The following is a 24,878-nucleotide window of genomic DNA, read 5'->3' as shown; positions in this document are numbered from 1 at the left end:
GTTCCGCTTCCCCGACGTGCACTGACGTGACTGGTGGGCGTATCAGCCGGTTCCGCGTCGCGGTACCGACCGGCACGATCACGGGACAGTAACGGGTGTTGGCAGGTTGCGCAAACACCCCCCGGAGTGTCGTGACTTGCGTCACTCATCAGGTGGACGAATGCGCCTCCTCGAATGTCGCAATCCGTGCAACCCGTTGTGACAGTACGGAATCAGGCAGGCAGCCGGTATGCGCGTTCGGCAGTGGTCCGGACCGCTTCGGCCACCTCGTGGACCGCTTCGCCGCGCAGCTGAGCGAGGAAGCGGACGGTGTAAGCCGTGCAATACGGCTCGTTCGGCCGCCCACGGTAGGGATGAGGCGTCAGAAACGGCGCGTCCGTCTCCGCGAGGAACTGCCCACGCGGCACGATCCGCGCGGCTTCGTGCAGCCCGCGCGCGTTCTTAAAGGTGACCGTGCCGGCGAAGGACAGGATGTAACCCTTGTCGATACAACGGCGCGCGATGTGCTCGTCGCCGGAGAAGCAGTGGAAGACGACCGTCTCGGGCGCGCCTTCCTCGTCGAGGATGCGAAGCACGTCCTCGTGCGCGTCGCGGTCGTGAATCATCAGCGCCTTGCCAAGCCGCTTCGCAAGGTCGATGTGCCAGCGAAACGCCACCTGCTGCGCATCGTGCGGCGAGTAGTCCCAGTAGTAGTCGAGCCCCGTCTCACCGACCGCGACCACCCGCTCACCACGGGCCAGACGCTCCACTTCGGACTGTTCCGCAGGCCCGAACTCCTTGGTGCGCGTGGGATGGATGGCAACCGCAGCGAAAACCCGCGAGTCCCAGGTGGACGCTTCGGAGGCCCACCGAGCAGCCGCAAGATCATCAGCAACGGTGACGACACGAGCAACCCCCGCCCGCTCCGCCCGGTCGATCATCTCCGCGACATCAGCCGCGGTCTTCGCGCCACAAGCGTCGAGATGAGTGTGCGCGTCAACCACCGTCACCGGCAGCCGATCGGGAACCGGCGGAAGCTCACGCTTTTCGTCACCCATGCCCTCAAACTACTGCGCGCCAGCCGCCCAAAGCCGTGAGGGGAACCCTCACAGCCCCAGATTCCCCCAGGGTTCCCCTCACAGCCCCTCGGCGAGCCCGCCCATCCGTGAGGGGCCCCTTCACAGACCCAGATTCCCTCAAGGAGTCCTTCACGGACCACCCCCGCACCCACCCGCCGAAGCGCCCCAATGTGGCATTGGGTGCATCCCACGCACCCAATGTGGCGTTGGGTGCATCCCACGCACCCAACGCCACATTGGGGCGCAAGCCCCACCCCCACCAAAACCGCCACCAACGCACCCAAACCATCGAGGCACCCACACCACCCCCGCACCCCGATACGAAGCCCAAATGCGGACGGCGGGTGCTTGTCAAGGCATCTTTCCCGCCTTGACAAGCACCCGCCGTCCGTCATCACAATCGGGCTTCGGGGTGCCCCCACCGAGGACAAACCGCAATGTCGCCGCCAGGCGACGAGCCGTCAGCCAGTCACTCAGTCACAATCGGAGCCCACTCCGGCCCAGTCTCCCCCAACTTGGGATCCAGCTTCGTAAACAACGGCGTCGGCTTCTCCAGCGGCCGCCCCACCTCGATCGGCCGGGACTCCCACCGAGCCTGCTCCCCCGCGTAATCCCCGGTCAGAATCGGATTGACCCGATCCGGAAGATCAAGATCCTCAACCTCCTGAAGCTCAGGCTGAGCAGCCCAAACCCCAGTCCCGCCCAACGCCTCATGCACCTTCTGCGCCGAATGCGGCAGGAACGGCGTCAACAGGGTGTTCGCGTCACTAACCACCTGCAACGCGGTATGCAACACCGCGTCCCGCCGATCCGGATCCTCCTTGAGCTTCCAAGGCTCCTGATCCGACAGATACCGGTTAGCCGCAGTCACCACCCGCATCGCCTCAGCCGCAGCCAGTTTGAACCGCGACCGCGCCAAATGCCCACCAGCAGTCTCAAACGCCTGCCGAGACAGCGCCTTCAGCTCCTCATCCGCCGGAGCAGGCGCGGTGGGCGCAGGAATCGCCCCGTTGTTCTTGTGCGCCATCGAGATCGACCGGTTGACGAGGTTGCCCCACTCGTTGGCCAGCTCGAAGTTGGTCCGCCGGACGAACTCGTCCCACGTGAAGTCCGTGTCCTGAGTCTCCGGCCCAGCCACCGAGATGAAGTACCGCAGCGCGTCCGGCCCGAACTCGCGCAGGAAGTCGTGGACGTAGATGACCGTGCCCCGGGAGGTCGAGAACTTCGACCCGCTCATGGTGAGGAACTCGCTGGACACGATCTCGTCCGGCAGGTGCAGCTTGCCGTACTTGCCCGCTTCGCCGCCGTGGTCGCCTTCGCCGTTCTGGCCGAGCAGCAGCGCGGGCCAGATCTGGGCGTGGAAGGTGATGTTGTCCTTGCCCATGAAGTAGTACGAGCGGGCGTCGGGGTTGTTCCACCACTCCTGCCACGCGTCCGGCGTGCCGTTGCGGCGTGCCCATTCGACGCTCGCGGAGAAGTAGCCGATGACCGCGTCGAACCAGACGTAGAACCGCTTGAGCGGCTGGTCGCGCCAGCCGTCCAGCGGGATCTTCACGCCCCAGTCCAGGTCGCGGGTGATCGGGCGCGGCCGCATGTCGTCGATCAGGTTGCGGGTGAAGTTGAGGACGTTCGGGCGCCAGTCGGTCTTGGTGCCCAGCCAGTCGCCGAGGGTTTTGGTGAACGCGGGCAGGTCGAGGAAGTAGTGCTCGGTCTCGACGAACTTCGGCGTCTCGCCGTTGATCCGCGACTTCGGGTTGATCAGTTCGGCGGCGTCGAGCTGGTTGCCGCAGTTGTCGCACTGGTCGCCGCGCGCGCCGTCGTAGCCGCAGATCGGGCAGGTGCCCTCGATGTAGCGGTCGGGCAGCGTACGGCCGGTGGACGGGCTGATCGCGCCGCGGGTGGTCTTCGGGACCACGTAGCCGTTGCGGTTGAGGGCGAGGAAGATCTCCTGCGTCACCGCGGCGTGGTTGCCGGTGCTGGTGCGGGTGAACAGGTCATACGACAGGCCGAGGCCCTGGAGGTCCTCGTCGATCTGGCGGGTGTACTTGTCCGCGGTCTGCTGCGGGGTCATCCCCTCTTTGTCCGCCTGGACGGTGATCGGCGTGCCGTGTTCGTCGGTACCGGACACCATGAGCACCCGGTTGCCGGCCATTCGCTGGTAGCGGGAGAAGACGTCGGACGGGACGCCGAATCCGGACACGTGGCCGATGTGGCGGGGGCCGTTGGCGTAAGGCCAGGCCACCGCAGTCAACACAGGGGTGCTCATACCTGTTTAGCCTACGGATGCGCTCCAGTGCGTTTCGTGGTGGTCGGGGAAGGGAGAGCCGGTGTCGGCGACACGTCTGCTGGTGCTCGGGGTCGTGCGGATGTTCGGCCGCGCGCACGGCTACCAGGTGCGCCGCGAACTGCTGTCGTGGTCGGCGGACAAGTGGGCGAACGTCCAGCCCGGCTCGATCTATCACGCACTCAAGAAAATGACCGCCGAGGACCTGCTGGAGAAGATCGACGTCGAACCGGGCGACGGCGGTCCGGACCGGGTCGCCTACCGGCTTTCCCCAGCTGGCGAGCAGGAGTTCCAGGTCCTGCTCTCGAAGGGCCTGTCCGATCCGGGCGCGAGCAACGCGGAGCTGTGCGCGGCGATCAGCCTGATGCCCGCGCTCCCGCGCCGGAACGTGATCAGCCTGCTCCGGCAGAACCTGATCCACTTCGAGGCCGAAGAGCGCCGGTCACAGCTGGGCCTGGAAGACGAGACCTGGAACAAGCCGCCGCACGTGTCCGAGCTGTTCCGGCTGTGGGGCGGGATCGCCAGGGCCAGCCGGGAATGGCTCACCGGGCTGATCACCAGGCTGGAAGCGGGCGAGTACGTGATGGCCGACGACCCCGGCTCGGCGTTCGGGTCGCCCGCCCCCGAGTAATCAAATTTGACTAACCGCTCTTTTCTCGGGCACAGTGTGCGCGTCAACTAGTCAAGATTGACTAGTTGATCTTCTGGGAGGAGAGGGGTTTGTCCATGATCACGGCACGCGGACTCGAGCGGCGGTTCCGCCGCAAGGGCCGAGCCGGCGGGGAAGTGCACGCGGTGAAGGGGGTCGATCTCGACGTCGAGGCGGGCGAACTGGTCGGGTTTCTCGGCCCGAACGGGGCGGGCAAGACCACCACCCTGCGGATGCTCACCACGTTGCTGAAGCCGACCGCGGGCACGGCGACCGTCGGCGGGCACGACCTGCTCACCGACGCGGCGGGGGTGCGCCGCAACATCGGGTACGTCGCACAGGGCGGCGGGACCGCGCCCGAATCGCGCGTCGGCGAAGAGCTGGAAATGCAGGGCAGGCTGTACCGGATGAGCAAGGCCGACGCGATCGCGCGCGGCAAGGTGCTCGCCGACCAGCTCGACCTGGCCGGGCTTGACCAGCGGGCCACGAAGACGCTGTCCGGGGGCCAGCGGCGCAGGCTCGACATCGCGATGGGGCTGATCCACTCGCCGGGGCTGGTCTTCCTCGACGAGCCGTCCACCGGGCTCGACCCGCAGAGCCGGGCGAATCTGTGGGACCACATCCGGCGACTGCGCACGGAACAGGGCGTGACGATCTTCCTGACCACGCACTACCTCGACGAGGCGGACGCGCTGGCCGACCGGCTGATCGTGATCGACGACGGCCGGATCGTCGCCGAGGGACATCCGGACGCGCTGAAAGCACAGGTGTCCGGCGACGGCGTGGCGATCGAGGTGGCTCCCGAAGCCACCGAGGCCGCCGCGGACCTGGCCCGGCAGCTGACCGGCGCGCACGAGTTCGCGGTGACCCCGGGGTCGATCCGGTTCCGGGTGCCGCGCGGCGACACCGCGATGCCGGAACTGCTGCGCGCGCTCGACGCCAAGGACATCACGATGACCGCCATGCAGGTCACGCGGCCGACCTTGGACGACGTATTCCTTACTCTCACCGGCCGGTCGCTGCGCGAAGCCGAGCAGCCCGCGCCGGCGGAACCGGAGGTGTCCGGTGTTGCATGACACCTGGCTGATTTTCCGCCGCGACATGACCGCGGCGCTGCGGAACCCGGCGTGGCTGCTGATCGGCCTCGCCCAGCCGCTGCTGTACCTGTTCTTCTTCGGCCCGCTGCTGGTGAAGTCGCTGAACGCGCAGGGAATGTCCGATGTCGACGGCTGGATGGTGCTCACGCCGGCGCTGATCGCGCAGCTGGCGCTGTTCGGCAGTTCGTTCGTGGGCTTCGGGCTGCTGGCCGAGTTCCGGTCCGGCGTGGTCGAGCGGATGCGGGTCACCCCGGTGCACCGGACCGCGCTGCTGCTCGGGAAGGTGCTGGCGAACGCGCTGCAGGCGGTCGTGCAGTCGGTGCTGATCATCCTGCTCGCCTACCTGGTGTTCGACCTGAACGCGCCGTTCGGCGGGGTGCTGCTGAGCCTGCTGATCGTGTTCCTGCTCGCGCTCACGCTGGCGTCGTGCTCCTACGCGCTGGCGCTCACGCTCAAGAGCGAGGAGTCGTTCCCGGCGCTGCTCAACGCGGTGCTCATGCCGTTGCTGCTGCTGTCCGGGATCCTCATCCCGATCACCGCGGGACTGGCGCCGAAGTGGCTGTACACGATCTCGCAGATCAACCCGTTCCGGCACGTGGTCGACGTGGAGCGCAACAGCTTCCGCGGCGACTTCTCGATGGACGCGCTGTTCACCGGAAGCGTGGTCATCCTGGTCATGGCCGTTTTGGCCGTGTGGTGGGGAACGCGCACCTTCCAGCGGGAAAACGCCTGATCAAAGCCTATCGACACGCCGGGAAAGGTCACCCCGCTCCGGAATTCCGGACGTAGGGTGGCCTTTCACCCGTCGTGGGGCTTGTCAGGGGTGCGAGGTGGCGGAACCGGAGAGTGGGCGCGGGCTCACGCTCACTCATCGCGAGCAAGTGCTCGATTGGGCGGCGGTGCGCGGCGCCGACGTGCGATTCGCCTCGGTGACCATCAGTGAGAACGTCAACTGGAGCGACCCCGGCGCGGAGCGGACGCTCGCCGCGGCCCAGCACGCGGGCATCCACACCGGAGCCCGGCACTACGCGCGGCCCGGCGCTGTGCACGACCAGGCCGACCATTTCGTCCGGACGGCGAGCAGGCTCGGGGCGTTCGCGCCCGGCTCGCTCGCGCCCGCGCTGGAGGTGGATGCCCAGAGCGTCGACGACCGGTTCGTGAAGGCGTGGATCAAGCACGTGCGGCACGCCGCGAAGATCCGCCGGGTGCTCGTGTACGCCGGGCACGACTGCTGGGCGCACCGGCTGCACCCGGATCGCTGGGCCGACCCCGACGTGGTGCTGTGGCTCGTGCGGCACAACGGCATTCCCGGGCGGCCCGGCTGGTTCCACTCACGGCTCGGGCTGCACCAGCACGCCTTCGCGCCGGATGTGCCGGGCGTCGACGGGCCGGTGGCACAGGACGCGGTGGTGTATCCCTTCGCACTGTCCGATGTGCTGCTCTGATCACCTTTTCCGCTGGTCATCCCCGGTTTCCGGCACAATGGCGCGATGCGTTTCCAGCGGCTGCGGACCGACCTGACCCCTTCGCGGGTGCTCGTCCTGCTGTCCGCGTACGCCCGGGCGCACGGACTGCCCGAGCCGGCCGCGGTGTGCGGGGACTGGTTCGGTTCGCGGGCGGTGGTGGCGCCGTTCGTGGCGGTGACTCCGCGGCCGTTCCCGTCGGCTTTTTCGGTCTCGGGTCCGTCCGACCGGATCGGTGGCGGGTGGTTCGGGTTCCTGGCTTACGACCAGGCGGATCCGTCCGGCCGATCGACCGGGGTTCCGTTGTCGGCCTGGGGCTGGGCGGATCATGTGCTGCGCTGGGACGCGGCGGGAGCGTGCTGGTTCGAGTCGCTCGAAGGGGACGCCGACGCACAGTTTGCCGTGATTGAGCGTGCGCTGGCTGGGTCCGCCGAGTTGTCGTGGTCCGCCAGCTCATTGGACCGGCCTGCCGGACACGAGCAGGCGGTGAAGGCGTGCGTGCACGAGATCGAGGCGGGCGAACTGTTCCAGGCGAACGTCTGCTCGCGGTTCACCGGGACGTTCGAGGGTTCGCCTGCCGCACTGTTCGCCGAGGGGGTGCGGCGGCTGGCTCCGCGGCGGGCGGCTTACGTCACCGGTGAATGGGGTTCGGTGGTTTCGCTGTCGCCGGAACTGTTTTTGGAGCGCCGCGGCCGTCGCGTGCGGTCCTCGCCGATCAAGGGGACGTTGCCCCGTCGCGGTCCGGCGGACGACGGCAACGCGATCCGGTTGCGGCGGTCGGAGAAGGACGTCGCGGAGAACGTGATGATCACCGACCTGGTGCGCAATGACCTCGGGCGGGTGTGCGAGGTCGGCAGCGTCGTGGTGCCGGAACTGCTTGCCGTGCATCCAGCTCCGGGGGTGTGGCATCTGGCGTCCACTGTGGAGGGTGTGCTGGCGGACGGGGTGACCGACGCCGGGCTGCTGGCGGCGACGTTCCCGCCGGGTTCGGTTACCGGCGCGCCGAAGATCCGGGCGCTGGACCTGATCGCCGAGCTGGAACCGGCCGCGCGCGGCGTGTACACCGGCGCGGTCGGATTGCTGTCACCACTGGCGGGGCTGGAGCTGAACGTGGCGATCCGGACGTTCGAGATCGCCGGGGGCCGGATCGCGCTGGGGGTCGGCGGCGGGATCACGGCGGACTCGGACAGTGCCGCGGAGTGGCAGGAATGCCTGGACAAAGCCGCGCCGCTGGAGGAGTTGCTGGCTGGGCCTCGTGAGTGTGAAACCCGGTTCTAACCGGGTTTCACACTCACGAGGCTTACCGGCGCGGGTCGAGCAGCAGCTTGCCCGTCGTGCCGCGCGAGCGCAGCGCCTCGTGTGCCTTCCGGGCGTCCGCCAGCGCGTACTCGCCGCCCGCGATCGCGCGGATCTTCCCGTCCCGCACCATGGTGAACAGCTCGGTGAGCGCGGTGCCGAAAACGTTGCCCGGCAAGCGGAACACGTGCGGCAGCCACATCCCGGCGACGGTCGTGCTGTGGCCGAGCAGGTTGCGCAGCTCGATCGGCTTCGGCGAGCGGCGGCCGGCCATCCCGTAGAACACCAGGCGGCCGAACGGGGCCAGCGCGGCGATGCTCTGGTCGGTCGTCGGGCCGCCGACCATGTCGAGAACGATGTCGACTCGCTTGCCGCCGTTGGCTTCCCGCAGGACTTCGGTCATGTTCTCCGCACGGGAGTCGACCGCGACGTCCGCGCCGAGTTCGATCGCCAGCGCGCGCTTTTCGTCGCTGCTGGCGGTCGCGATGACGCGGCCCGCGCCCCATGCGTTCGCCAGTTGCACCGCGATCGACCCGACCCCGCCCGCCGCGGCGTGCACGACCACGGTCTCGCCGGGTTCCAGGTGGGCGTTCTTGCGCAGCATGATCCACGCGGTCGCGCCCTGGACCAGCATGGACAGCGCGTTCAGATCGTCGACGCCGTCCGGCACCGGGAAGGTCATGGCTTCGTCGGCCGCGACGCGCTCGGCGTAACCGCCGCCGCCGTTGAGCAGCGCGACCACGCGCTTGCCGTCCGCCGTGCGACCGACGACCTCGCCGCCCGGCACGAGGGGCAGCTTGCTCGGGGCGAGGTACGAGTTCTCCGCCTGGTGCGTGTCGGCGTAGTTGAGCCCGACGCGGTCGACCTCGATCAGCACCTGCCCCGGCCCGGCCACCGGATCCGGCAGCTCGACCGGCTTCAGCACCTCGGGACCGCCGAACTCGGTCACCTGCACAGCACGCATCTTCGCGGCTCCTCTCGCTCTTCGTGAGACATTCTGCCATATGTCTCATCGATGGGACACTCTCTGCTAACGTCTCACTCATCGACACGCCACTAGCCACCCGTACCTCGCGACCCGACGCCGTCGCGGCCTTCCGGCTCGCCCGCGCCCGGTTCCTCGCCGGCGACCGCGTGGACATGCGCGACCTGGCCGGCGACCTCGGCGTCAGCCGCGCGACCCTGCACCGCTGGGTCGGCAGCCGCGATCACCTGCTGAGCGAAATCCTGTGGGCGGAAACGGCCTCGGTGCTGGATAACGTGAGTTATGCAGGCCGCGGCGGGGACGGCATCGCGGAGGCAATCGGGGCGTTCGTGCGGACGGTCAACGCGTCGTCTCCGTTTCGCGCGTTTCTGCGACGGGAGCCGGAGCGCGCGCTGCGGTTGCTGACGACTAAGGCGAGCTTGGTGCAGTCGCGCACGATCGAGAAGGTGCGGACGCTGCTGGCGGACGAGGCGGCAGCGGGACGGCTGGAGTCGCCGCTGCCGGTGGGGGATCTGGCGTATTTGCTGGTGCGGGTCGGGGAGTCGTTTATCTACACCGACGCCATCACCGGCGAGGAGCCGGACGCGGAAAAGGCTTTGGTGGCGGCGAAAATGCTCTTGCGTCACTAAAGTGCCAGGCTTCGCCCAGGGGGCAATGACGAAAATCTCGCGAAATGCCCGATTAGTGCCCGTGCGACCAGGTACCTAGGTCCGTGAGGGGCACCCTGAGGGAATCTGATTCCCTCAGGGTGCCCCTCACGGACCTGAGAACAAGCGGTGGCAGCGAAAAAGCTCGTTCGCGGCGGGGACGCATCACTTCCGAGCCGCGAGCACCGCCGCGTAAAGCTCCTTTGTAGACACCCCAGCCGCACCAGCCACTTCAGCCGCGACGGTCTTCAGCCGCTCCCCCGAGGCGACCCGCTCCGCCACCTCCGGCACCAGATCCGACACCTCCACCTGCCGAGGCGTCGCGCCCTCCAGCACCACGGTGATCTCCCCGCGAACCCCGTCTGCGGCCCACTCGGCCAGTTCCGCGAGCGTGCCGCGTTTGACCTCTTCGTACGTCTTCGTCAACTCCCGGCACACGGCGGCCCGGCGCGTCCCGCCCAGCGCGGAAGCAGCGTCCGACAGCAGCGAAGCGACCCGGTGCGGCGATTCGAAGAACACGACCGTCCGGCGTTCCCCGTCCAGCTCCGCCAGCCACTTCGTCCGCTCGCCAGGCTTGCGCGGTGCGAAGCCTTCGAAGCAGAACCGGTCGCACGGCAGCCCGGACAACGCAAGCGCCGTCGTCACCGCCGACGGGCCGGGCAGGCAGGTGATCGGCAGGTCTTCCTCGACGCACGCGGCCACGAGACGGAAGCCGGGGTCGGAAACGCTCGGCATGCCTGCGTCGGTCACCACCAGCACGGTCTCGCCGCCGTGCAGCGCCTCCAGCAGCTTGGGCAGCCGGGCGGTCTCGACGTCCTCGTAGAAGCTGACCACCCGGCCGACGGGCGACACGCCGAGTGCGGAAGCGAGGCCGCGCAGGCGCCGGGTGTCCTCGGCCGCGATCACGTCTGCCGAGCCCAGCGCCTCGATCAGCCGGGCGGACGCGTCGCCGGGATCGCCCAGCGGGGTGGCAGCGAGCACGAGCCGTCCGGACGCAGAAGTCATGGCAGTCAGCCTAACCAGACGCCGCCGGTGGATCAGGCCGTACTATCGGGCCCCGTGACCGCGCTGCTGACCCGTGCCGACGACGAGAGCGTGCGGCCGGACCCGGTCGACGCGCGCCGCCCTCCGACTGACCGCGTAGCCACCCTGCTCGGCCGGGCCATGCCCGCCGACCGGCTGCGCGGCTGGATCGTCACGATCGTGCTGACCGTGATCGGCGGCGTCGTCCGGCTGCAGAATCTGGGCTTTCCCACCGACCACAACAGTCCCGTCTTCGACGAGAAGCACTACGTGCCCCAGGCCGCGCAGATGCTGCGCAACGGCGGGTACGAGGACAACGCCGGGTACGAGCTGATCGTGCACCCGCCGCTGGCCAAGGACTTCATCGCGTTCGGCGAGTGGCTGTTCGGCTACAACGGCTGGGGCTGGCGATTCATGTCGGCCGTGGCCGGCACGCTGATCGTGCTGCTCACCGTGCGCATCGCGCGCAGGCTGACCCGCTCGACGCTGCTCGGCGGCATCGCGGGCGTGCTGGTGATCTGCGACGGCGTGCTGCACCTGCAGTCGCGGATGGGGATGCTCGACATCTTCATCGCGTTCTTCGTGCTCGCCGCGTTCGCCTGTGTGCTCTGCGACCGCGACCAGGTGCGGCAGCGGCTGGCCGTCGCGGTGCGCGAGGGCTGGGTCGGCGAATCGCAGTGGGGGCCGAAGCTCGGCTTCCGGTGGTGGCGGTTCGCGGGCGGGCTGATGATCGGCCTGACCTTCGGCGTGAAGTGGTCGGCGCTCTACTATATCGCGGCGTTCGGCCTGCTGACGGTGTTCTTCGACGTCGCGGCCCGGCGCGCGGCGGGCGTGCAGCGGCCGTGGGTCGGCACGATCCGGCGGGACGTCGCGCCCGCGCTGTGGGCGATCGTCGTCGTGCCGGTGCTGATGTACCTGGCGGCGTACTGGGCGTGGTTCGCCAGCGAGACCGCGACCGACCGGCACTACACCGAGATCAAGAATCTCGACCCGGGCATGTTCGGCTGGATCCCGCCCGCGCTGCGCTCGCTCGGCAGCTACACCGCCAACGTGCTGCATTTCCACGAAACCCTGCTGACGCCCAAGGACAATCCGCATCCGTGGGAGTCGAAGCCGTGGACGTGGCCGATGGGCCTGCGGCCGATGCTCTACTACTACGACGGCAACGTCACCGGCTGCGGCGAATCGCGCTGCCTCGGCGCGACGATGCTGATCGGCACGCCCGCGATGTGGTGGCTGGCCGTTCCAGTGCTCGGCTGGGGCCTGTGGCGCTGGTTCTTCCGCGCGGACTGGCGCTACGCCGCCGTGCTCACCGGTTACTTCGCCGGCTACCTGCCCTGGTTCACCAACATCGACCGGCAGATGTACTTCTTCTACGCCACGCCGATGGCCCCGTTCCTGGTGCTCGGGCTGGTGCTGGCGCTCGGGCAGATCCTCGGCAGCGCCAAACGCGGATTCGAACGCCGGGGCACCGGTCTGCTCGTCGTGTCGCTCTACGTCGGGCTGGTGGTGGCGAACTTCGCCTGGCTGTGGCCGATTCTGAACGGCATCCCGATCACGAACGACCACTGGCAGGCGGAGATGTGGCTGCCTTCGTGGCGCTGAAGTAGGCCCCCGGCGGCACCCCGACAGCCCGGCGGAAAGCGGCGACGAACGCGCTGGCTGTCGCGTACCCGATGCGGTGCGCGACGGTCGTCATCGGCAGTCCCTGCGCCAGCAACGGCAATGCCGCGCGCAGCCGTGCTTGCGTGCGCCAGGTGCCGAACGTCATCCGGCAGTCGCGGACGAACGCGCGGGCCAGCGTCCGTTCGCTCGCGCCGACTTCCCTGCCTAGCTCCGCCAGGCTGCGCGAGTCGGCCGGGTCGGCGAGCACCGCGTCGGCGACGTCCTTCGCGCGCGGGTCGGCGGGTGCGGGCACGACGATCGGTGCCACGTCCATCGGCTCCAGCAGATCGAACGCGACCGCCTCGGCGCGGCGGCGGGCGTCGTCGCTGATGCCGTCCGCGGACAGGTGCTCAAGCAGTTCCCGCAGCAACGGCCGGACGATCACGATTCGCGGAGCAGGCCAGTCGACTGGGCACTGGTCCGGATAGGCGTAGATGCCGCGCAGTTCGGTGTGCCCGACCGCGCCGGTGCGATGCCAGACGCCGACCGGGATCCAGAGCGCGCGCGTGGACGGCAGCACCCATTGCGCGTCGCCGACCATCACCGCGGCGACCCCGCGCGCGGCCCAGACGAGCTGATGCGCCGGATGCTCGTGCCAGGGGAACCAGGCACCGGCCGAGATCGGGAGGTCGCCCAGCAGCATCGCGCCGGTTTGACCGTACTGCGACATGACGTGACAGCCTATCGTCTTCCGGTCAGAGTAAGCCCACCCTAACGTCGGGATCATGCCGATGAACCTGATGCACCGGAAGCTCTGCAGCTCGGAGAAATGGGCCTCGATGGTGGCCGGGGTGCTGCCGGATTGGCTCGCCCGCTTCTCGCTCGGCGACGACGTGCTGGAAATCGGACCCGGGTTCGGGGCCACCACGCGAGTGCTGGTGGACGCCTTGCCGCGGCTGACCGCGATCGAGATCGACCCGGCGTCGACCCGGCTGCTGGAGGAGAAGTACGGGGACCGGGCGGACATCGTCGAGGGCAGCGGCGCGGAAATGCCGTTCGATGACGGCCGGTTCTCCGGGGTCGTGTGCTTCAACATGCTGCACCACGTGCCGACCGACGCACTGCAGGACCGGATCTTCGGGGAGGCGTTCCGGGTGCTGCGTCCGGGCGGCACCTACTGCGGGGTGGACAGCCAGCTCAGCTTCGGATTTCGGTTGCTGCACATCGGGGACACGATGAACGTCCTCGATGCGGGCACGCTGCCTGAGCGGTTGGCGGCGGCGGGGTTCGAGCAGGTGCGGGTGGAGTGCGAGCCGAAGAAACGGCTGGAGTTTTCGGCGGTGAAGCCGTCGTGAGTGTTAATCGCGGTTCTAACCGGGATTAACACTCACGAGGCTCAACGAGGCGACCGGCGCGGCACGATCTGCGTGACTGGTCCGTCCAACGGCTTGCCCGCCCGGCTCAGCCAGCCGTCGACCTCACGGCGCACCGAGTTCAGCGTCGGACGCCGGCGCGGCTCCGGATCCAGCGACGCCGCCAGGATCCGCGCGTGCACCGAACGCTGCGGCATGTGCGTGACCGGATCGGCCCTGGCCGCGGCCATCAGCGCGGCCATCGGCGTCTCGCGGGTGCCGCGCGGCGGCTGGCCGGTGAGCGCGTAGCTGACCGTGGCGGCGAGCTGCCAGGCGTCCGAGGCCGGGCTCGCCGGGGAGCCCATCGCCTGCTCCGGCGCGACGAAATCGGGCGTGCCGATCATCATCCCGGTGGCGGTCATCTTGGAATCGCCCTGGCTGCGGGCGATGCCGAAGTCGATGAGGTGCGCGATGCCCGCCGGGTCGAGGATGACGTTGGACGGCTTCACGTCGCGGTGCAGCACGCCCCGCTCGTGTGCCGCGACCAGCGCGCCCGCCATCGTGGACCACAACCGGCCCGCGGCGACGTCGTCGATCGGGCCCTGTCCGTCGACCACCTCGGCGAGCGGGCGGCCCTGCAGGTACTCCATGACGAGCGCGAGCCCGTCCGGCTCCTCGGCCAGGTCGTACACGCGGACGCAGTTGGGGTGGTTGACCACGGCCAGCGCCCGCGCCTCGCGCTGCATGCGCTCCTCGGTGTCCCGGTCGGGCGCGTGCGCGATCTTCAGCGCGACAGTGCGGTTGAGCTGGGTGTCGACGGCCTCCCAGACCGTGCCGAACCCGCCGGTCCCGAGCTGGCGGACACGCCGGTACCGGCTGCTGCCCGCGTTGCGCGAGCCGGGCGGCGGCGGGATCATCCCGGGCGCGGCGGCCAGTGCCCCGGCGGGCGGCGGCTCCGGCGCGGAGGTCAGCGCGGTGGCCGGGTACGGCTTGTTCTGCGGCGGCGGAGGCGGCGGCAGCGGCTCCCGGCGCGGCGGCGGCGCGGCGGGCGGTTCGTCGCGGCGCGGCTCCGGCCGGTTGATCACCGACCACGGCGGCGGGCCGACCAGCGCGACCGGGATCAGCCCCAGGATGCTGAACGGCAGGAACCCGAGCCAGAAGTGCACCGCGGTGTTGGCCGACATGCCCGCCGACGCGACCGCCATGACCACGAACGGAATCCAGAAGAACCGCGACGGCCACTTCGGCCCGCGCCGGAAGGCGGTGCGCGCCTGCAGCATCACGAACAGCAGCGAACCGACCGGCAGCACGGTGAAGGCGAGCAGGTACAGCGCGTAGGACAGCTTGAGTCCACGCGGGTAGAAGAGCGTCTCGAAGACGTTCGAACCGCCGCCGAGGTAGGTCTTCTGCACACCGACGAACGAGCAGTAGTCCTTGCTCAGCGTGCCCGCCTCGGAGGCGGACAGCCCGCTCGCGCCGCCCGCGTTGGCCGCGCGGAACGTTTCCGAGATGCCCGACGAGATCAGCCACGGGAACACCAGCACGCTGACCACGCCGATCAGCCCGAACACGGTGAGCGTGGTCGCGTCGTACCGGTTTCCGGTCCCCTTGCGCACGATCGCCACGATCAGCGCCCCGGCCGCCGGGAAGAGCGCGACGAGCGCACCCGCTGTGGTCGTCGCCCACACCCAGTCGCCCGGGCAGAACTCCGGGCCGAACAGGGTGTGCGCGAGCGAGAGCAGCGCGCTCCCGATTCCGCTCACCGGCTGATTCCCCTCACTGTCAGTGTTGACCTCATGCCGCTGCGCGGCCAGTCTCCCTGGTCCAGCTTAGGACGCACACGTCCTTCGCGGGGTTGCCGGGTCACGCCGGGATCGTGATCCACTGCATCATTCTCGCCTGACCTCGCTGACCTGCGACCGGCCGCGCGAAAGGCCATCATGAGGGCAGATTTGGCCGTCGACGGCAAAGGAGACCTCGTGGGCGCGTACACCGAGACGTACCGGCGCAGCCTGGACGACCCGGAGCAGTTCTGGCTTGAAGCCGCCCGGGCGATCGACTGGACGCAACGTCCTACCCGCGCGCTCGACTCGTCCGCCGCGCCGTTCTACCGCTGGTATCCCGACGGCGAGCTGAACACGTCGTACAACGCGCTCGACCGGCACGCTGACAGCGGCCGCGGCGCGCAGGACGCGTTGATCTGGGATTCGCCGGTCACTGGACGGAAGCGCCGCTACACCTACGCCGAACTGCGGGACGAGGTCGCGACCTTCGCCGGGGCGCTGTCGGCGCTCGGCGTCACCCGCGGCGATCGCGTGATCCTTTACCTGCCGATGATTCCGCAGGCGGTCATCGCGATGCTCGCCTGCGCGCGGATCGGCGCGGTGCACTCCGTGGTGTTCGGCGGGTTCGCGCCGAAGGAACTGGCCGCACGGATCGAGGACGCGAAGCCGAAGCTGATCCTCGCCGCGTCGTGCGGGATCGAGCCGACGCGGATCGTCGAGTACAAGCCGATCATCGACGCCGCCCTCGCGACCACCGAGCATCAGCCGGACCACGTCGTGGTGTTCCAGCGCGAGCAGGCGCGCGCGGAGCTGTCCGGCACCGACCTCGACTGGAACGAGCTTGCCGCCGACGCCGACCCGGTGGATCCGGTTCCGGTGAAGGCGACCGATCCGCTGTACATCCTCTACACCTCCGGCACCACCGGCCGGCCGAAGGGCGTGGTCCGCGACGCGGGCGGGCACGCGGTCGCGCTGGCGTGGTCGATGGGGGCGCTGTACGACGTCCATGCCGGGGATGTCTGGTGGACGGCTTCCGACGTCGGCTGGGTCGTCGGGCATTCGTACATCGTCTACGCGCCGTTGCTGGTCGGCGCGACAACCGTGCTGTACGAAGGGAAACCCGTCGGGACTCCGGACGCGGGCGCGTTCTGGCGGGTCATCTCCGAACACGGCGTACAGGCGCTCTTCACCGCGCCGACGGCGTTGCGCGCGGTGAAGAAGGTGGACCCGGACGCGGACGAGCTCAAGAAGTACGACCTGGCCAGGTTCCGCACCCTGTTCATGGCGGGTGAGCGGCTCGATCCCGAGACTTACCACTGGGCGCACGACATCCTCGGCACGCCGGTCGTCGACCACTGGTGGCAGACCGAAACCGGGTGGCCGATCGCGGCCAATCCGCGCGGGCTCGAACCGATGCCGGTCAAACCCGGGTCGGCGACGAAACCGGTGCCTGGCTGGGACGTGCGCATTCTTGATCAAGCGGGCGAAGAACTCCCTGCGGGCCGCGAAGGCGCGATCACGTTGAAGCTGCCGCTGCCGCCGGGCTCGCTGCCGACGCTGTGGGGTGACGACGAGCGCTACCGCGAGGCGTACCTCTCGCGCTACCCCGGCTACTACCTGACCGGCGACTCGGGCTACCTCGACGAGGACGGCTACCTCTTCGTGATGGGCCGCACCGACGACGTGATCAACGTGGCCGGGCACCGGCTGTCGACCGGTTCGATGGAGGCGGTGCTGGCGTCGCATCCGGCGGTCGCGGAGTGTGCGGTGATCGGGGTCGCGGACCAGCTGAAGGGGCAGGTGCCGCGCGGTTTCGTGGTGCTGAAGGCGGGCGTGGAGCTGTCCGAGGAGCAGCTGCGGGACGAGCTGGTCGCGCTGGTCCGCCGGGATATCGGGCCGGTGGCGGCGTTCCGGGACGTGTCGGTGGTCGGGGCTTTGCCGAAGACGCGCTCGGGGAAGATCCTGCGCAAGACGATGCGCGGGATCGCCGACGGCCGCGACGAGCCGGTTCCGTCGACGATCGAGGACCCGTCGGTGCTCGACGCGCTGCGGACGATCCTGCGGCCCTGACGACCGCCCCAATGCCACATTCGGTGCGCTCAACGCACCCAATGTGGCGTTCGGTGCGCTCAACGCACCCAAAGTGGCGTTCGGTGCGTCCAGCGCACCCAATGTGGCGTTCGGTGCGTCCAGCGCACCCAATGTGGCGTTCGGTGCGTCCAGCGCACCCAATGTGGCATTGGGGGCGTGCGGGGATCCCGGCGAACGGGACATCCGCGGTGAGCCGACCCTTTCGGGCGTTGTCAGCGCCCCGCAAAGTGGTCTATACCTCTTGAAGTCCGCCTTCTCCGCGACGCGACCGGAGGTATGCCGTGAGGAAGACCCTGTCCAGGGCCGTGCTCGGGGTGACCGTGCTCGGGCTCGCCGCGGTGGGAGTGCCCGGGCCGGCCTCGGCGAGTCCCGCGCCCAGCGAACGGCAGGTCACCGACCTCGTGCCGGTGCCAGTGCACGCCGTGGCGAAGGCGGACGCGACCTTCCGGCTCACCCCGCTCACGGTGATCCGCGCCGGGCACGGCACCGGCGACGTCGCCGCGTACCTGCGCGGGCTGCTGCGGCCCGCGACCGGCTTCCCGCTGCCGGTGGTCCCGGCGAGCCCGGGGCTGTCCACGATCTCGCTCGACCTCGGCAACGCCGACCCGCGCGTCGGTGACGAGGGGTACCAGCTCGACGTCACGAAGAAGGGCGTCCGGCTGCGGGCCAACACTTCCGCCGGGCTGTTCGTCGGCGTCCAGTCGCTGCGGCAGCTGCTGCCGTCGGCGATCGAGGCGAGGACCGTGCAGCATCGCGCGTGGACGATCGCCGGCGGCAGCGTGCTCGACTACCCGCGGTTCGCCCACCGCGGCGCGATGCTCGACGTCGCGCGGCATTTCTTCACGCCCGCGCAGGTGAAGAAGTACATCGACCAGATCGTCCAGTACAAGATCAACACGCTGCACCTGCACCTCAGCGACGACCAGGGCTGGCGGATCGAGATCAAGAGCTGGCCCCGGCTCGCGACCGAGGGCGGCAAGACCGCGGCGTACGGCGACCCGGGCGGGTACTACACGCAGGAGCAGTACAAGGACATCGTCGCCTATGCCGCGAGCAGGCACGTGACGGTCGTGCCGGAAATCGACATGCCGGGGCACACGAATTCGGCGCAGTCGGTGTACGCCGAACTTAACTGTGACGGCAAAGCGGTCCCGCCGCGTACGGACATCGAGGTCGGCTACAGCTCGTTGTGCATCAATTCGCCGACCACGTACCGATTCGTGGAAGACGTGATCCGCGAACTGGCCGCGATCACGCCGGGCAAATACATCAGCATCGGTGGCGATGAGGCGCATTCGACGCCTGCGGAGGACTACAAGACCTTCTACGAGAAGGTCAGCCCGATGGTCGCCAAGTACGGCAAGCTGATCACCGGCTGGCACGAAATCGTGAAGACCCCGCTGCCGACGTCTGCCGTTCCGCAGTACTGGGATCAGGGCGGTCCGAACGCGGACATGGCCGCCGCCGCGGCGCGCGGGAACAAGTTCATCATGTCGCCCGCCAATCACTCCTATCTGGACATGAAGTACACGGAATCGACGAAGCTGGGCCAGGATTGGGCTGGTCTGGTCGAGGTCCGCGACGCATACGAATGGGATCCGGCGACGCTGGTGCCCGGCGTCGAGGAGAAGTCCGTCGCCGGGGTCGAGGCTCCACTGTGGACGGAGACGATCCGCACCAGCGACGATATCGAGTACATGGCCTTCCCGCGGCTGCCGGGAGTCGCGGAGATCGGGTGGTCGCCGCGCTCCGCCCGGGCCTGGGAGCCCTACCGGGAGCGCATCGCCAAGCAAGCGCCCCGCTGGGAAGCGCAGGGAATCGACTTCTACCGCTCCCCGCAGGTCGACTGGAAGTAGTCACCGCGTCCGGGGAGCGCGGACCAGCGAGGTCAGCACCGACAGGAACCGGGTGAGCGCCGGCGGCAGCGACCGGCCGGCCATCGTCTGCACCTGCGCCTCCCGCTTCCCGAAGACCGGATTGTCCACCAGCACGTAAGCAACGCCTTCCTCCGCCGCGTCGGCGTGCGGGTCGCCGAGCCCGCCTACCAGCGCGAGCCCGCCGCCGCGGCGCACGAACTCGTACTGCGGGGCCAGCTCGCCGCACGTCAGGACCCCGTTCACCGTCCGGTCCTCGATCCGGACCGCGATGTCCAGCAGTTCCCGCAGGCTGTGGCCGGGGACGGGCAGCGCGATCGGGTACTCGCACAGCTCGGCCACGCTCATGCTGTCTCGGCCGGCCAGCGGGTGATCGGTCGGCACGATCGCGTACACCGGCACGACCACCGCGCTTTCCACCCGTACCCCGCGCTGCGGTCCGGTCGCGTAAGTCACCGCGACGTCCGCCGAACCTTCCAGCACCCGCCGGGTCGCCTCCGCCCGCCCGACGACGTCGAGCTGGAACGTCACCTCGGGGTGCTGCTCGCGAAACCGCGCCATCGCCTGCGGCACCACCCGCCGCGCGAACCCTTCCGAACACGCCACGGTCAGCATCCTGGCTTGCCTGGCCCGGCCCGAACGCAGCTCGCCGAGCAGCGCCGCGGACTCGGCTTCGGTGCGGCGCAGGTGGTCCAGCAGCAGGCTCCCGGCTTCGGTCGGCAGCATGCCGCGCGGATGCCGGACGAACAGCGGCACCCCGATCGACGTCTCCAGCTTCGCGATCTGCCTGCTGATCGCCGACGGCGCGACGGTCAGCGTGGTCGCCGCTTCGGTCACCGAACCCGTGCGGGCGACTTCCAGGAAGTAGGCCAGCCCTGTCGGCAGGAGTCGCATGGCACCCTCTTTCGGTTCCGGTTTGCCGAAATCAGCACGGTAGCCGATGAAAACGGCAATGGTCACGGCCGGGGAGAGCGGCTTACGCTGCGCGCACCAGCCGGAGCCGACTCCCGGGAGACGCCCTCATGACCGCACCCGAACTACGTTCCCGCGCCCAGAATCTGGTGGACTCCGGCGAGTTCTTCGCCGCGCTGGCACGGGCGGTCAGCTATCCGACGGTCAGCACCAGTCCGGACGGCCGAGTTGCCGTCAAGGCATACCTGGACGAGGTGCTGACCCCCGCGTTGACCGACCTTGGCTGCACGGCCGAGACATACCCGAATCCCGATCCGGCCGGTGGCCCGTTCCTCGTCGGGACCCGGGTGGAGTCGCCCGAACTGCCGACGGTGCTGTGCTACGGGCACGCCGACGTCGTCGACGGACACGCCGGCCAGTGGCGCGAGGGCCGCGACCCGTGGACGCTGACCGCGGACGGCGACCGCTGGTACGGCCGCGGCGCCGCCGACAACAAGGGACAGCACCTGATCAACCTCACCGCGTTGCGGCTGGTGCTGGAACACCGGGGCGCGCTCGGCTTCAACCTGAAGTTCCTGTTCGAAACCGGCGAGGAGATCGGTTCCCCCGGGCTCGCCGAGTTCGCCGCGCAGCACCAGGATCTGCTGGCGGCGGACGTGCTGATCGCGTCCGACGGACCTCGGCTGGACGCGGCCACGCCGACGCTGTTCCTCGGCGCACGGGGCGGCGTCCGGATCGATCTCGACGTGGACCTCCGGCCGGACGCCTACCACTCCGGCAACTGGGGCGGGCTGTTGCGCAACCCCGCGACGACCCTCGCCGGCGCGATTTCGTGTCTCGTCGACGGACACGGCCGCGTGCGGGTTCCGGAGCTGCTGCCCAGCGAACTGCCGCACACCGTGCGCGAGGCGCTGAGCGGCGTCGTCGTCGCGAACACCCCGGGCGATCCCGTCCCGGACGAGAACTGGGGAGCGCCGGGGCTGACCGCGGCCGAACGCCTTTACGGCTGGAACACGTTGGAGGTGCTGGCGTTCGGCGCGGCGGACATCGACCATCCGGTGAACGCGATTCCGGGCCGGGCGCGGGCGGTGCTGCAACTGCGTTACGTCACCGGGACCACGCTCGACGGCATGGCCGAGGCGATCCGTAAACACCTTGCGGCGCAAGGGTTTTCGATGGTCGAGGTGAGCCTGTCCGAGAGCTACGTCGCGAGTCGCACGCCGGTCGAGGACCCATGGGTCGGCTGGGCGCGGGCCGTCCTGTCGTCGGTCGCCGAGCTTCCCGTCGCCACCTTGCCCAGCTTCGGCGGCGGCCTGCCCAACCACGTCTTCACCGACATCCTCGGCATGCCAACGCTGTGGCTGCCGCATTCGTACCCCGGTTGCCTGCAGCACGCACCGGACGAGCACCTGCTCATGCCGATCGCCCGCGAGGGACTCGTGCTCGCCACCGCGCTGTTCGACGCCCTCAGGGAGGACGCCCCGTGCTGAGCGCGAAGAACTCGTCCCCCGCGACGGCCCGAAGCGGCGTCGGCACCCGTCGCGCCGTCGTCGCGGCGGTCATCGGCAACGCGCTGGAATGGTTCGACATCGCGATCTACGCGTTGATGGCGAGCTACATCGGCAAGGCGTTCTTCCCCGGCGACAACCCGGGGATCCAGCTCGTGGAGGCGTACGCCGTCTTCGGCATCACCTTCCTGATCCGGCCGCTCGGCGGGCTGATCCTCGGCTCATACGCCGACCGCCGGGGCAGGCGGCGCGCGCTGGTGCTGACGATCCGGCTGATGGTCCTCGGCACCTTTCTGCTCGCGGTGCTGCCGGGGTACGACACGATCGGCGTGTTCGCCCCGCTCGGCGTGATCGTCGCCCGGCTCGTGCAGGGCTTCGCCGCGGGCGGCGAATTCGGGGCGGCGACGTCGTTCCTGATCGAGCGCGACGATCGGCGCAAGGGCTTCCTCGGCAGTTTCCAGTTCGCCAGCCAGGGCTTCGCGACCCTGCTGTCGGCCGCGTTCGCCGCCGGGCTGACGGCGCTGCTGCCCGCCGCAGAGATGGCGTCGTGGGGCTGGCGAGTCCCGTTCGTATTCGGCCTGCTCGTCGGCCCGGCTGGCTACTACCTGCGCAAGCACGTCGACGAATCGCCGCGCGCGGAGGCGGACCGGCCGGAATCCGCGGTGCGCGAGGTGTTCCGCGACCAGTGGGGCGGCCTGCTGATCGCCGGCGGCGCATTGGTCGTGTCGACGGCGCTGAACTTCATCCTGCAATCGCTGCCCGCGTTCGCGATCAAGAATCTCGGCCTCGACGCCTCGGCCTCGTTCACCGCGCTGCTGATCACGTCCGTGCTGCTGACCTTGGTGCCGCCGCTGGCCGGGATGCTCTCGGACCGCGTCGGCCGCATCCGCATGATGAGCGGCGCGGCGGTGCTGATCGGGATTTCCGTGGTGCCGCTGTATCTCTGGGTCACCTCGGCGAGGTCGTTCGCCGTGCTGGCCGTCGCGATGGCCGCGCTTGGCTTGCTGAAAGCGGTCTACTTCGGACCGTTGCCCGCGGTGATGGCCGACGCCTTCCCGGCGAAGACGCGGGCGACCGGGCTCGCCTTCAGCTACAACGTCTCGGTCGGCCTCTTCGGCGGCTTCACCCCGACCATCGCCACCGCGCTGGTCACCGCCACCGGCTCGCCGGTCTCCCCCGGCTACTACCTGGCGGCGACGGCGATGGTGAGCCTGGCGGCGCTGTTCGCCGCTCACCGGCGCCGAGGCATCCGGTGAGCGGCGAGGGTTATCCGTTCAGCGCCGCCGATTCCTCGTCGCTGAGCAGCCGGGACCGGATGAGGAACCGGACCCCTTCCGGTGCTTCGAGGGAGAATCCGCTGCCCCGCCCGGGCACCACGTCGATGGTCAGATGCGTGTGCTTCCAGTACTCGAACTGCGGTCCGGACATCCACACCGGCACCGCGCCGACGCCGTCCACCGCCAGGTCGCCCAGATGCACGTCGCGGGCGCCGACGCGGAATTCGCCCGCCGGGTAACACATCGGGGCGCTGCCGTCGCAGCATCCGCCGGACTGGTGGAACATCACCGGCCCGTGGACCGGCGCCAGCCGCCGCAGCAGGTCGGCGGCGGCAGGCGTCAGGTCCACCCGCTGGCTCATCAGAAGAAGCCCAGCGCCTGGTCGGAGTAGGAGACCAGGAGGTTCTTCGTCTGCTGGTAGTGGTCCAGCATCATCTTGTGGTTCTCGCGGCCGATGCCGGACGCCTTGTAGCCGCCGAAGGCCGCGTGCGCCGGGTAGGCGTGGTAGTTGTTCACCCACACACGACCGGCCTGGATGTCGCGGCCCGCGCGGTAAGCGGTGTTCCCGTCGCGCGACCAGACGCCGGCACCGAGGCCGTACAGGGTGTCGTTGGCGATCTTCAGCGCGTCGGCGTAGTCGTCGAACCTCGCCACCGACACCACCGGGCCGAAGATCTCCTCCTGGAAGATCCGCATCTTGTTGTCGCCCTCGAACACCGTCGGCTGCACGTAGTAGCCGCCGGACAGGTCGCCGCCGAGGTCGGACCGCTCCCCGCCGGTGAGCACCTTCGCGCCTTCCTGCTTGCCGATGTCGATGTAGGACAGGATTTTCTCGAGCTGATCGTTCGAGGCCTGCGCGCCGATCATCGTCTCGGTGTCGAGCGGGTTGCCCTGCTTGATCTTCTTCACGCGCTCGACCGCGTCGCCGAGGAACCGGTCGTAGATGCCGGACTGGATCAGCGCGCGCGACGGGCAGGTGCAGACCTCGCCCTGGTTCAGCGCGAAGAGCGCGAAACCCTCCTGTGCCTTGTCGTAGAACGCGTCGTTGGCCGCGGCGACGTCGTCGAAGAAGATGTTCGGGCTCTTGCCGCCGAGTTCGACGGTCACCGGGATGATGTTTTCGCTGGCGTACTGCAGGATCAGCCGTCCGGTGGTGGTCTCGCCGGTGAAGGCGACCTTGCGCACGCGGTCGCTCGACGCGAGCGGTTTGCCCGCCTCGACGCCGAATCCGTTGACCACGTTCAGCACGCCCGGCGGGATCAGGTCGCCGATGATCGACAGCAGCAGGTGGATCGACGCCGGGGTCTGCTCGGCGGGCTTCAGCACGATCGCGTTGCCCGCGGCCAGTGCCGGGGCGAGCTTCCAAACGGCCATCAGCAGCGGGAAGTTCCACGGGATGATCTGGCCGACGACGCCGAGCGGCTCGTGGAAGTGGTACGCGACCGTGTTTTCGTCGATCTGCGAGATGCCGCCCTCCTGGGCGCGCAGCGCGCCGGCGAAGTAGCGGAAGTGGTCGATCGCGAGCGGGATGTCCGCGGCGAGGGTTTCGCGGACCGGTTTGCCGTTCTCCCAGGCCTCGGCGACCGCGATCCGCTCGAGGTTCTGCTCCATCCGGTCGGCGATCTTGAGCAGGATGTTCGCGCGTTCTTCGGTCGAGGTGCGGCCCCACGCGGGCGCGGCGCCCTCGGCCGCGTCGAGCGCCCGGTCGATGTCGGCCGCCGTCCCCCTGGCGATCTCGGTGAAGGTCTTCCCGGTCACCGGCGTCGGGTTCTCGAAGTACTGCCCGCTGGCCGGCGCGACGTATTCGCCGCCGATGTAGTGGTCGTAGCGAGTCTCGTAGTCGACGACGGCGCCGTCGGTGTTCGGTGCGGCGTATACGGCCATCTTGCCCTGCCTCGTTGCTGGTCGGTGACGGTCGGCGGCGACCGTAGGCCGGGCAACGTTGCGCCAACGTTGCAGCCTTGTGACCAGGG

At 69.2% G+C, this 24,878-nt stretch carries 21 protein-coding genes; 12 read left to right on the top strand and 9 right to left on the bottom strand.

The annotated features are described in order from the left end of the window. Positions 1-212: 212 nt before the first annotated feature. Together ACFSVL_RS03025 and metG are read right to left on the bottom strand one after the other, a co-directional pair. Positions 213-1,037: a TatD family hydrolase gene (locus tag ACFSVL_RS03025; RefSeq protein ID WP_378300173.1), complete on the bottom strand. Its 825-nt coding sequence runs from the start codon at positions 1,035-1,037 to the stop codon at positions 213-215. Between the two features lie 490 nt (positions 1,038-1,527). After that, entirely contained in the window at positions 1,528-3,324 is a 1,797-nt protein-coding gene (gene metG / locus ACFSVL_RS03020) for a methionine--tRNA ligase (RefSeq protein WP_378300171.1), read from the bottom strand. A gap of 61 nt (positions 3,325-3,385) precedes the next feature. Between metG and ACFSVL_RS03015 the strand changes: the two genes are divergently transcribed. The 5 genes from ACFSVL_RS03015 to ACFSVL_RS02995 all read left to right on the top strand — a co-directional run bounded on the left by ACFSVL_RS03015 (position 3,386) and on the right by ACFSVL_RS02995 (position 7,829). Then, positions 3,386-3,973 carry a PadR family transcriptional regulator gene (locus ACFSVL_RS03015; protein WP_378300169.1) on the top strand — a complete coding sequence of 196 codons (588 nt, stop codon included), beginning with the start codon at positions 3,386-3,388 and terminating at the stop codon, positions 3,971-3,973. Between the two features lie 95 nt (positions 3,974-4,068). Continuing rightward, on the top strand, positions 4,069-5,067 hold the full coding sequence (locus ACFSVL_RS03010) for an ATP-binding cassette domain-containing protein (protein WP_378300167.1): 999 nt from the start codon (positions 4,069-4,071) through the stop codon (positions 5,065-5,067). Continuing rightward, on the top strand, positions 5,057-5,821 hold the full coding sequence (locus tag ACFSVL_RS03005) for an ABC transporter permease (RefSeq protein WP_378300165.1): 765 nt from the start codon (positions 5,057-5,059) through the stop codon (positions 5,819-5,821). The genes ACFSVL_RS03010 and ACFSVL_RS03005 overlap by 11 nt, the downstream gene beginning before the upstream one ends. A gap of 97 nt (positions 5,822-5,918) precedes the next feature. Then, a complete protein-coding gene (locus ACFSVL_RS03000) occupies positions 5,919-6,533 on the top strand; it encodes a glycoside hydrolase family 25 protein (protein WP_378300163.1) in 615 nt (204 codons plus the stop codon). A 45-nt stretch (positions 6,534-6,578) separates the two neighbouring features. After that, entirely contained in the window at positions 6,579-7,829 is a 1,251-nt protein-coding gene (locus tag ACFSVL_RS02995; protein ID WP_378300161.1) for an aminodeoxychorismate synthase component I, read from the top strand. A 22-nt stretch (positions 7,830-7,851) separates the two neighbouring features. Here ACFSVL_RS02995 and ACFSVL_RS02990 read toward each other — a convergent pair whose 3' ends face one another. Continuing rightward, complete coding sequence (locus ACFSVL_RS02990) at positions 7,852-8,811, bottom strand: quinone oxidoreductase family protein (RefSeq protein ID WP_378300159.1); 960 nt, start codon at positions 8,809-8,811, stop codon at positions 7,852-7,854. A 176-nt stretch (positions 8,812-8,987) separates the two neighbouring features. On the opposite strand from ACFSVL_RS02990, the gene ACFSVL_RS02985 reads away from it, so the two are divergent. Then, complete coding sequence (locus tag ACFSVL_RS02985; protein ID WP_378300157.1) at positions 8,988-9,461, top strand: QsdR family transcriptional regulator; 474 nt, start codon at positions 8,988-8,990, stop codon at positions 9,459-9,461. A 183-nt stretch (positions 9,462-9,644) separates the two neighbouring features. Here ACFSVL_RS02985 and rsmI read toward each other — a convergent pair whose 3' ends face one another. Continuing rightward, positions 9,645-10,484, bottom strand: a complete 840-nt coding sequence (gene rsmI / locus ACFSVL_RS02980; protein ID WP_378300155.1) for a 16S rRNA (cytidine(1402)-2'-O)-methyltransferase — start codon at positions 10,482-10,484, stop codon at positions 9,645-9,647. A 54-nt stretch (positions 10,485-10,538) separates the two neighbouring features. Here rsmI and ACFSVL_RS02975 point away from each other — a divergent pair, with 54 nt between their 5' ends. Next, positions 10,539-12,107, top strand: a complete 1,569-nt coding sequence (locus ACFSVL_RS02975) for a dolichyl-phosphate-mannose--protein mannosyltransferase (protein ID WP_378300153.1) — start codon at positions 10,539-10,541, stop codon at positions 12,105-12,107. Here ACFSVL_RS02975 and ACFSVL_RS02970 read toward each other — a convergent pair. Beyond that, positions 12,058-12,837, bottom strand: coding sequence for an AraC family transcriptional regulator (locus ACFSVL_RS02970; RefSeq protein WP_378300151.1), 780 nt, complete (start codon positions 12,835-12,837; stop codon positions 12,058-12,060). The two genes, ACFSVL_RS02975 and ACFSVL_RS02970, sit on opposite strands and share 50 nt — an antisense overlap. Before the next feature lie 55 nt (positions 12,838-12,892). On the opposite strand from ACFSVL_RS02970, the gene ACFSVL_RS02965 reads away from it, so the two are divergent. Further along, positions 12,893-13,462 carry a class I SAM-dependent methyltransferase gene (locus tag ACFSVL_RS02965; protein ID WP_378300150.1) on the top strand — a complete coding sequence of 190 codons (570 nt, stop codon included), beginning with the start codon at positions 12,893-12,895 and terminating at the stop codon, positions 13,460-13,462. A 41-nt stretch (positions 13,463-13,503) separates the two neighbouring features. Here ACFSVL_RS02965 and ACFSVL_RS02960 read toward each other — a convergent pair whose 3' ends face one another. Then, positions 13,504-15,222: a protein kinase domain-containing protein gene (locus ACFSVL_RS02960; RefSeq protein ID WP_378300149.1), complete on the bottom strand. Its 1,719-nt coding sequence runs from the start codon at positions 15,220-15,222 to the stop codon at positions 13,504-13,506. A 177-nt stretch (positions 15,223-15,399) separates the two neighbouring features. Between ACFSVL_RS02960 and ACFSVL_RS02955 the strand changes: the two genes are divergently transcribed. Continuing rightward, positions 15,400-17,313, top strand: coding sequence for a propionyl-CoA synthetase (locus ACFSVL_RS02955; protein ID WP_449224361.1), 1,914 nt, complete (start codon positions 15,400-15,402; stop codon positions 17,311-17,313). A 302-nt stretch (positions 17,314-17,615) separates the two neighbouring features. Continuing rightward, on the top strand, positions 17,616-19,190 hold the full coding sequence (locus tag ACFSVL_RS02950; RefSeq protein WP_378300145.1) for a beta-N-acetylhexosaminidase: 1,575 nt from the start codon (positions 17,616-17,618) through the stop codon (positions 19,188-19,190). Here the strand turns inward: ACFSVL_RS02950 and ACFSVL_RS02945 are convergent, their stop codons facing one another. Further along, a complete protein-coding gene (locus ACFSVL_RS02945) occupies positions 19,191-20,102 on the bottom strand; it encodes a LysR family transcriptional regulator (RefSeq protein WP_378300143.1) in 912 nt (303 codons plus the stop codon). A 128-nt stretch (positions 20,103-20,230) separates the two neighbouring features. Between ACFSVL_RS02945 and ACFSVL_RS02940 the strand changes: the two genes are divergently transcribed. Beyond that, the gene (locus tag ACFSVL_RS02940; protein ID WP_378300141.1) at positions 20,231-21,610 is read left to right on the top strand and encodes a M20 family metallopeptidase; all 1,380 of its coding nucleotides are present in this window, start codon (positions 20,231-20,233) and stop codon (positions 21,608-21,610) included. Then, the gene (locus tag ACFSVL_RS02935; protein WP_378300139.1) at positions 21,604-22,884 is read left to right on the top strand and encodes an MFS transporter; all 1,281 of its coding nucleotides are present in this window, start codon (positions 21,604-21,606) and stop codon (positions 22,882-22,884) included. The genes ACFSVL_RS02940 and ACFSVL_RS02935 overlap by 7 nt, the downstream gene beginning before the upstream one ends. 10 nt (positions 22,885-22,894) lie before the next feature. Here ACFSVL_RS02935 and ACFSVL_RS02930 read toward each other — a convergent pair whose 3' ends face one another. Further along, positions 22,895-23,266 carry a DUF779 domain-containing protein gene (locus tag ACFSVL_RS02930; RefSeq protein ID WP_378300137.1) on the bottom strand — a complete coding sequence of 124 codons (372 nt, stop codon included), beginning with the start codon at positions 23,264-23,266 and terminating at the stop codon, positions 22,895-22,897. Further along, complete coding sequence (gene adh, locus ACFSVL_RS02925) at positions 23,266-24,789, bottom strand: aldehyde dehydrogenase (RefSeq protein WP_378300135.1); 1,524 nt, start codon at positions 24,787-24,789, stop codon at positions 23,266-23,268. Before adh ends, ACFSVL_RS02930 begins: the two co-directional genes overlap by 1 nt. Between the last annotated feature and the right edge of the window lie 89 nt (positions 24,790-24,878).

Origin of the sequence: Amycolatopsis silviterrae (assembly GCF_042684085.1) — a bacterium.
GTDB classification, from domain to species: domain Bacteria; phylum Actinomycetota; class Actinomycetes; order Mycobacteriales; family Pseudonocardiaceae; genus Amycolatopsis; species Amycolatopsis silviterrae.
The sequence above is the reverse complement of the archived record's forward strand: the minus strand, read 5'-3'. Positions and strand labels throughout refer to the sequence as shown.

What these genes read in the sequence shown, in the direction of transcription:
- ACFSVL_RS03025 (WP_378300173.1), bottom strand. Translation starts at nt 1,037, where the DNA reads ATGGGTGACGAAAAGCGTGAGCTTCCGCCGGTTCCCGATCGGCTGCCG.
- metG (WP_378300171.1), bottom strand. Translation starts at nt 3,324, where the DNA reads ATGAGCACCCCTGTGTTGACTGCGGTGGCCTGGCCTTACGCCAACGGC.
- ACFSVL_RS03010 (WP_378300167.1), top strand. Translation starts at nt 4,069, where the DNA reads ATGATCACGGCACGCGGACTCGAGCGGCGGTTCCGCCGCAAGGGCCGA.
- ACFSVL_RS02995 (WP_378300161.1), top strand. Translation starts at nt 6,579, where the DNA reads ATGCGTTTCCAGCGGCTGCGGACCGACCTGACCCCTTCGCGGGTGCTC.
- ACFSVL_RS02990 (WP_378300159.1), bottom strand. Translation starts at nt 8,811, where the DNA reads ATGCGTGCTGTGCAGGTGACCGAGTTCGGCGGTCCCGAGGTGCTGAAG.
- ACFSVL_RS02985 (WP_378300157.1), top strand. Translation starts at nt 8,988, where the DNA reads ATGCGCGACCTGGCCGGCGACCTCGGCGTCAGCCGCGCGACCCTGCAC.
- rsmI (WP_378300155.1), bottom strand. Translation starts at nt 10,484, where the DNA reads ATGACTTCTGCGTCCGGACGGCTCGTGCTCGCTGCCACCCCGCTGGGC.
- ACFSVL_RS02970 (WP_378300151.1), bottom strand. Translation starts at nt 12,837, where the DNA reads ATGTCGCAGTACGGTCAAACCGGCGCGATGCTGCTGGGCGACCTCCCG.
- ACFSVL_RS02965 (WP_378300150.1), top strand. Translation starts at nt 12,893, where the DNA reads ATGCCGATGAACCTGATGCACCGGAAGCTCTGCAGCTCGGAGAAATGG.
- ACFSVL_RS02955 (WP_449224361.1), top strand. Translation starts at nt 15,400, where the DNA reads ATGAGGGCAGATTTGGCCGTCGACGGCAAAGGAGACCTCGTGGGCGCG.
- ACFSVL_RS02945 (WP_378300143.1), bottom strand. Translation starts at nt 20,102, where the DNA reads ATGCGACTCCTGCCGACAGGGCTGGCCTACTTCCTGGAAGTCGCCCGC.
- ACFSVL_RS02940 (WP_378300141.1), top strand. Translation starts at nt 20,231, where the DNA reads ATGACCGCACCCGAACTACGTTCCCGCGCCCAGAATCTGGTGGACTCC.
- ACFSVL_RS02930 (WP_378300137.1), bottom strand. Translation starts at nt 23,266, where the DNA reads ATGAGCCAGCGGGTGGACCTGACGCCTGCCGCCGCCGACCTGCTGCGG.
- adh (WP_378300135.1), bottom strand. Translation starts at nt 24,789, where the DNA reads ATGGCCGTATACGCCGCACCGAACACCGACGGCGCCGTCGTCGACTAC.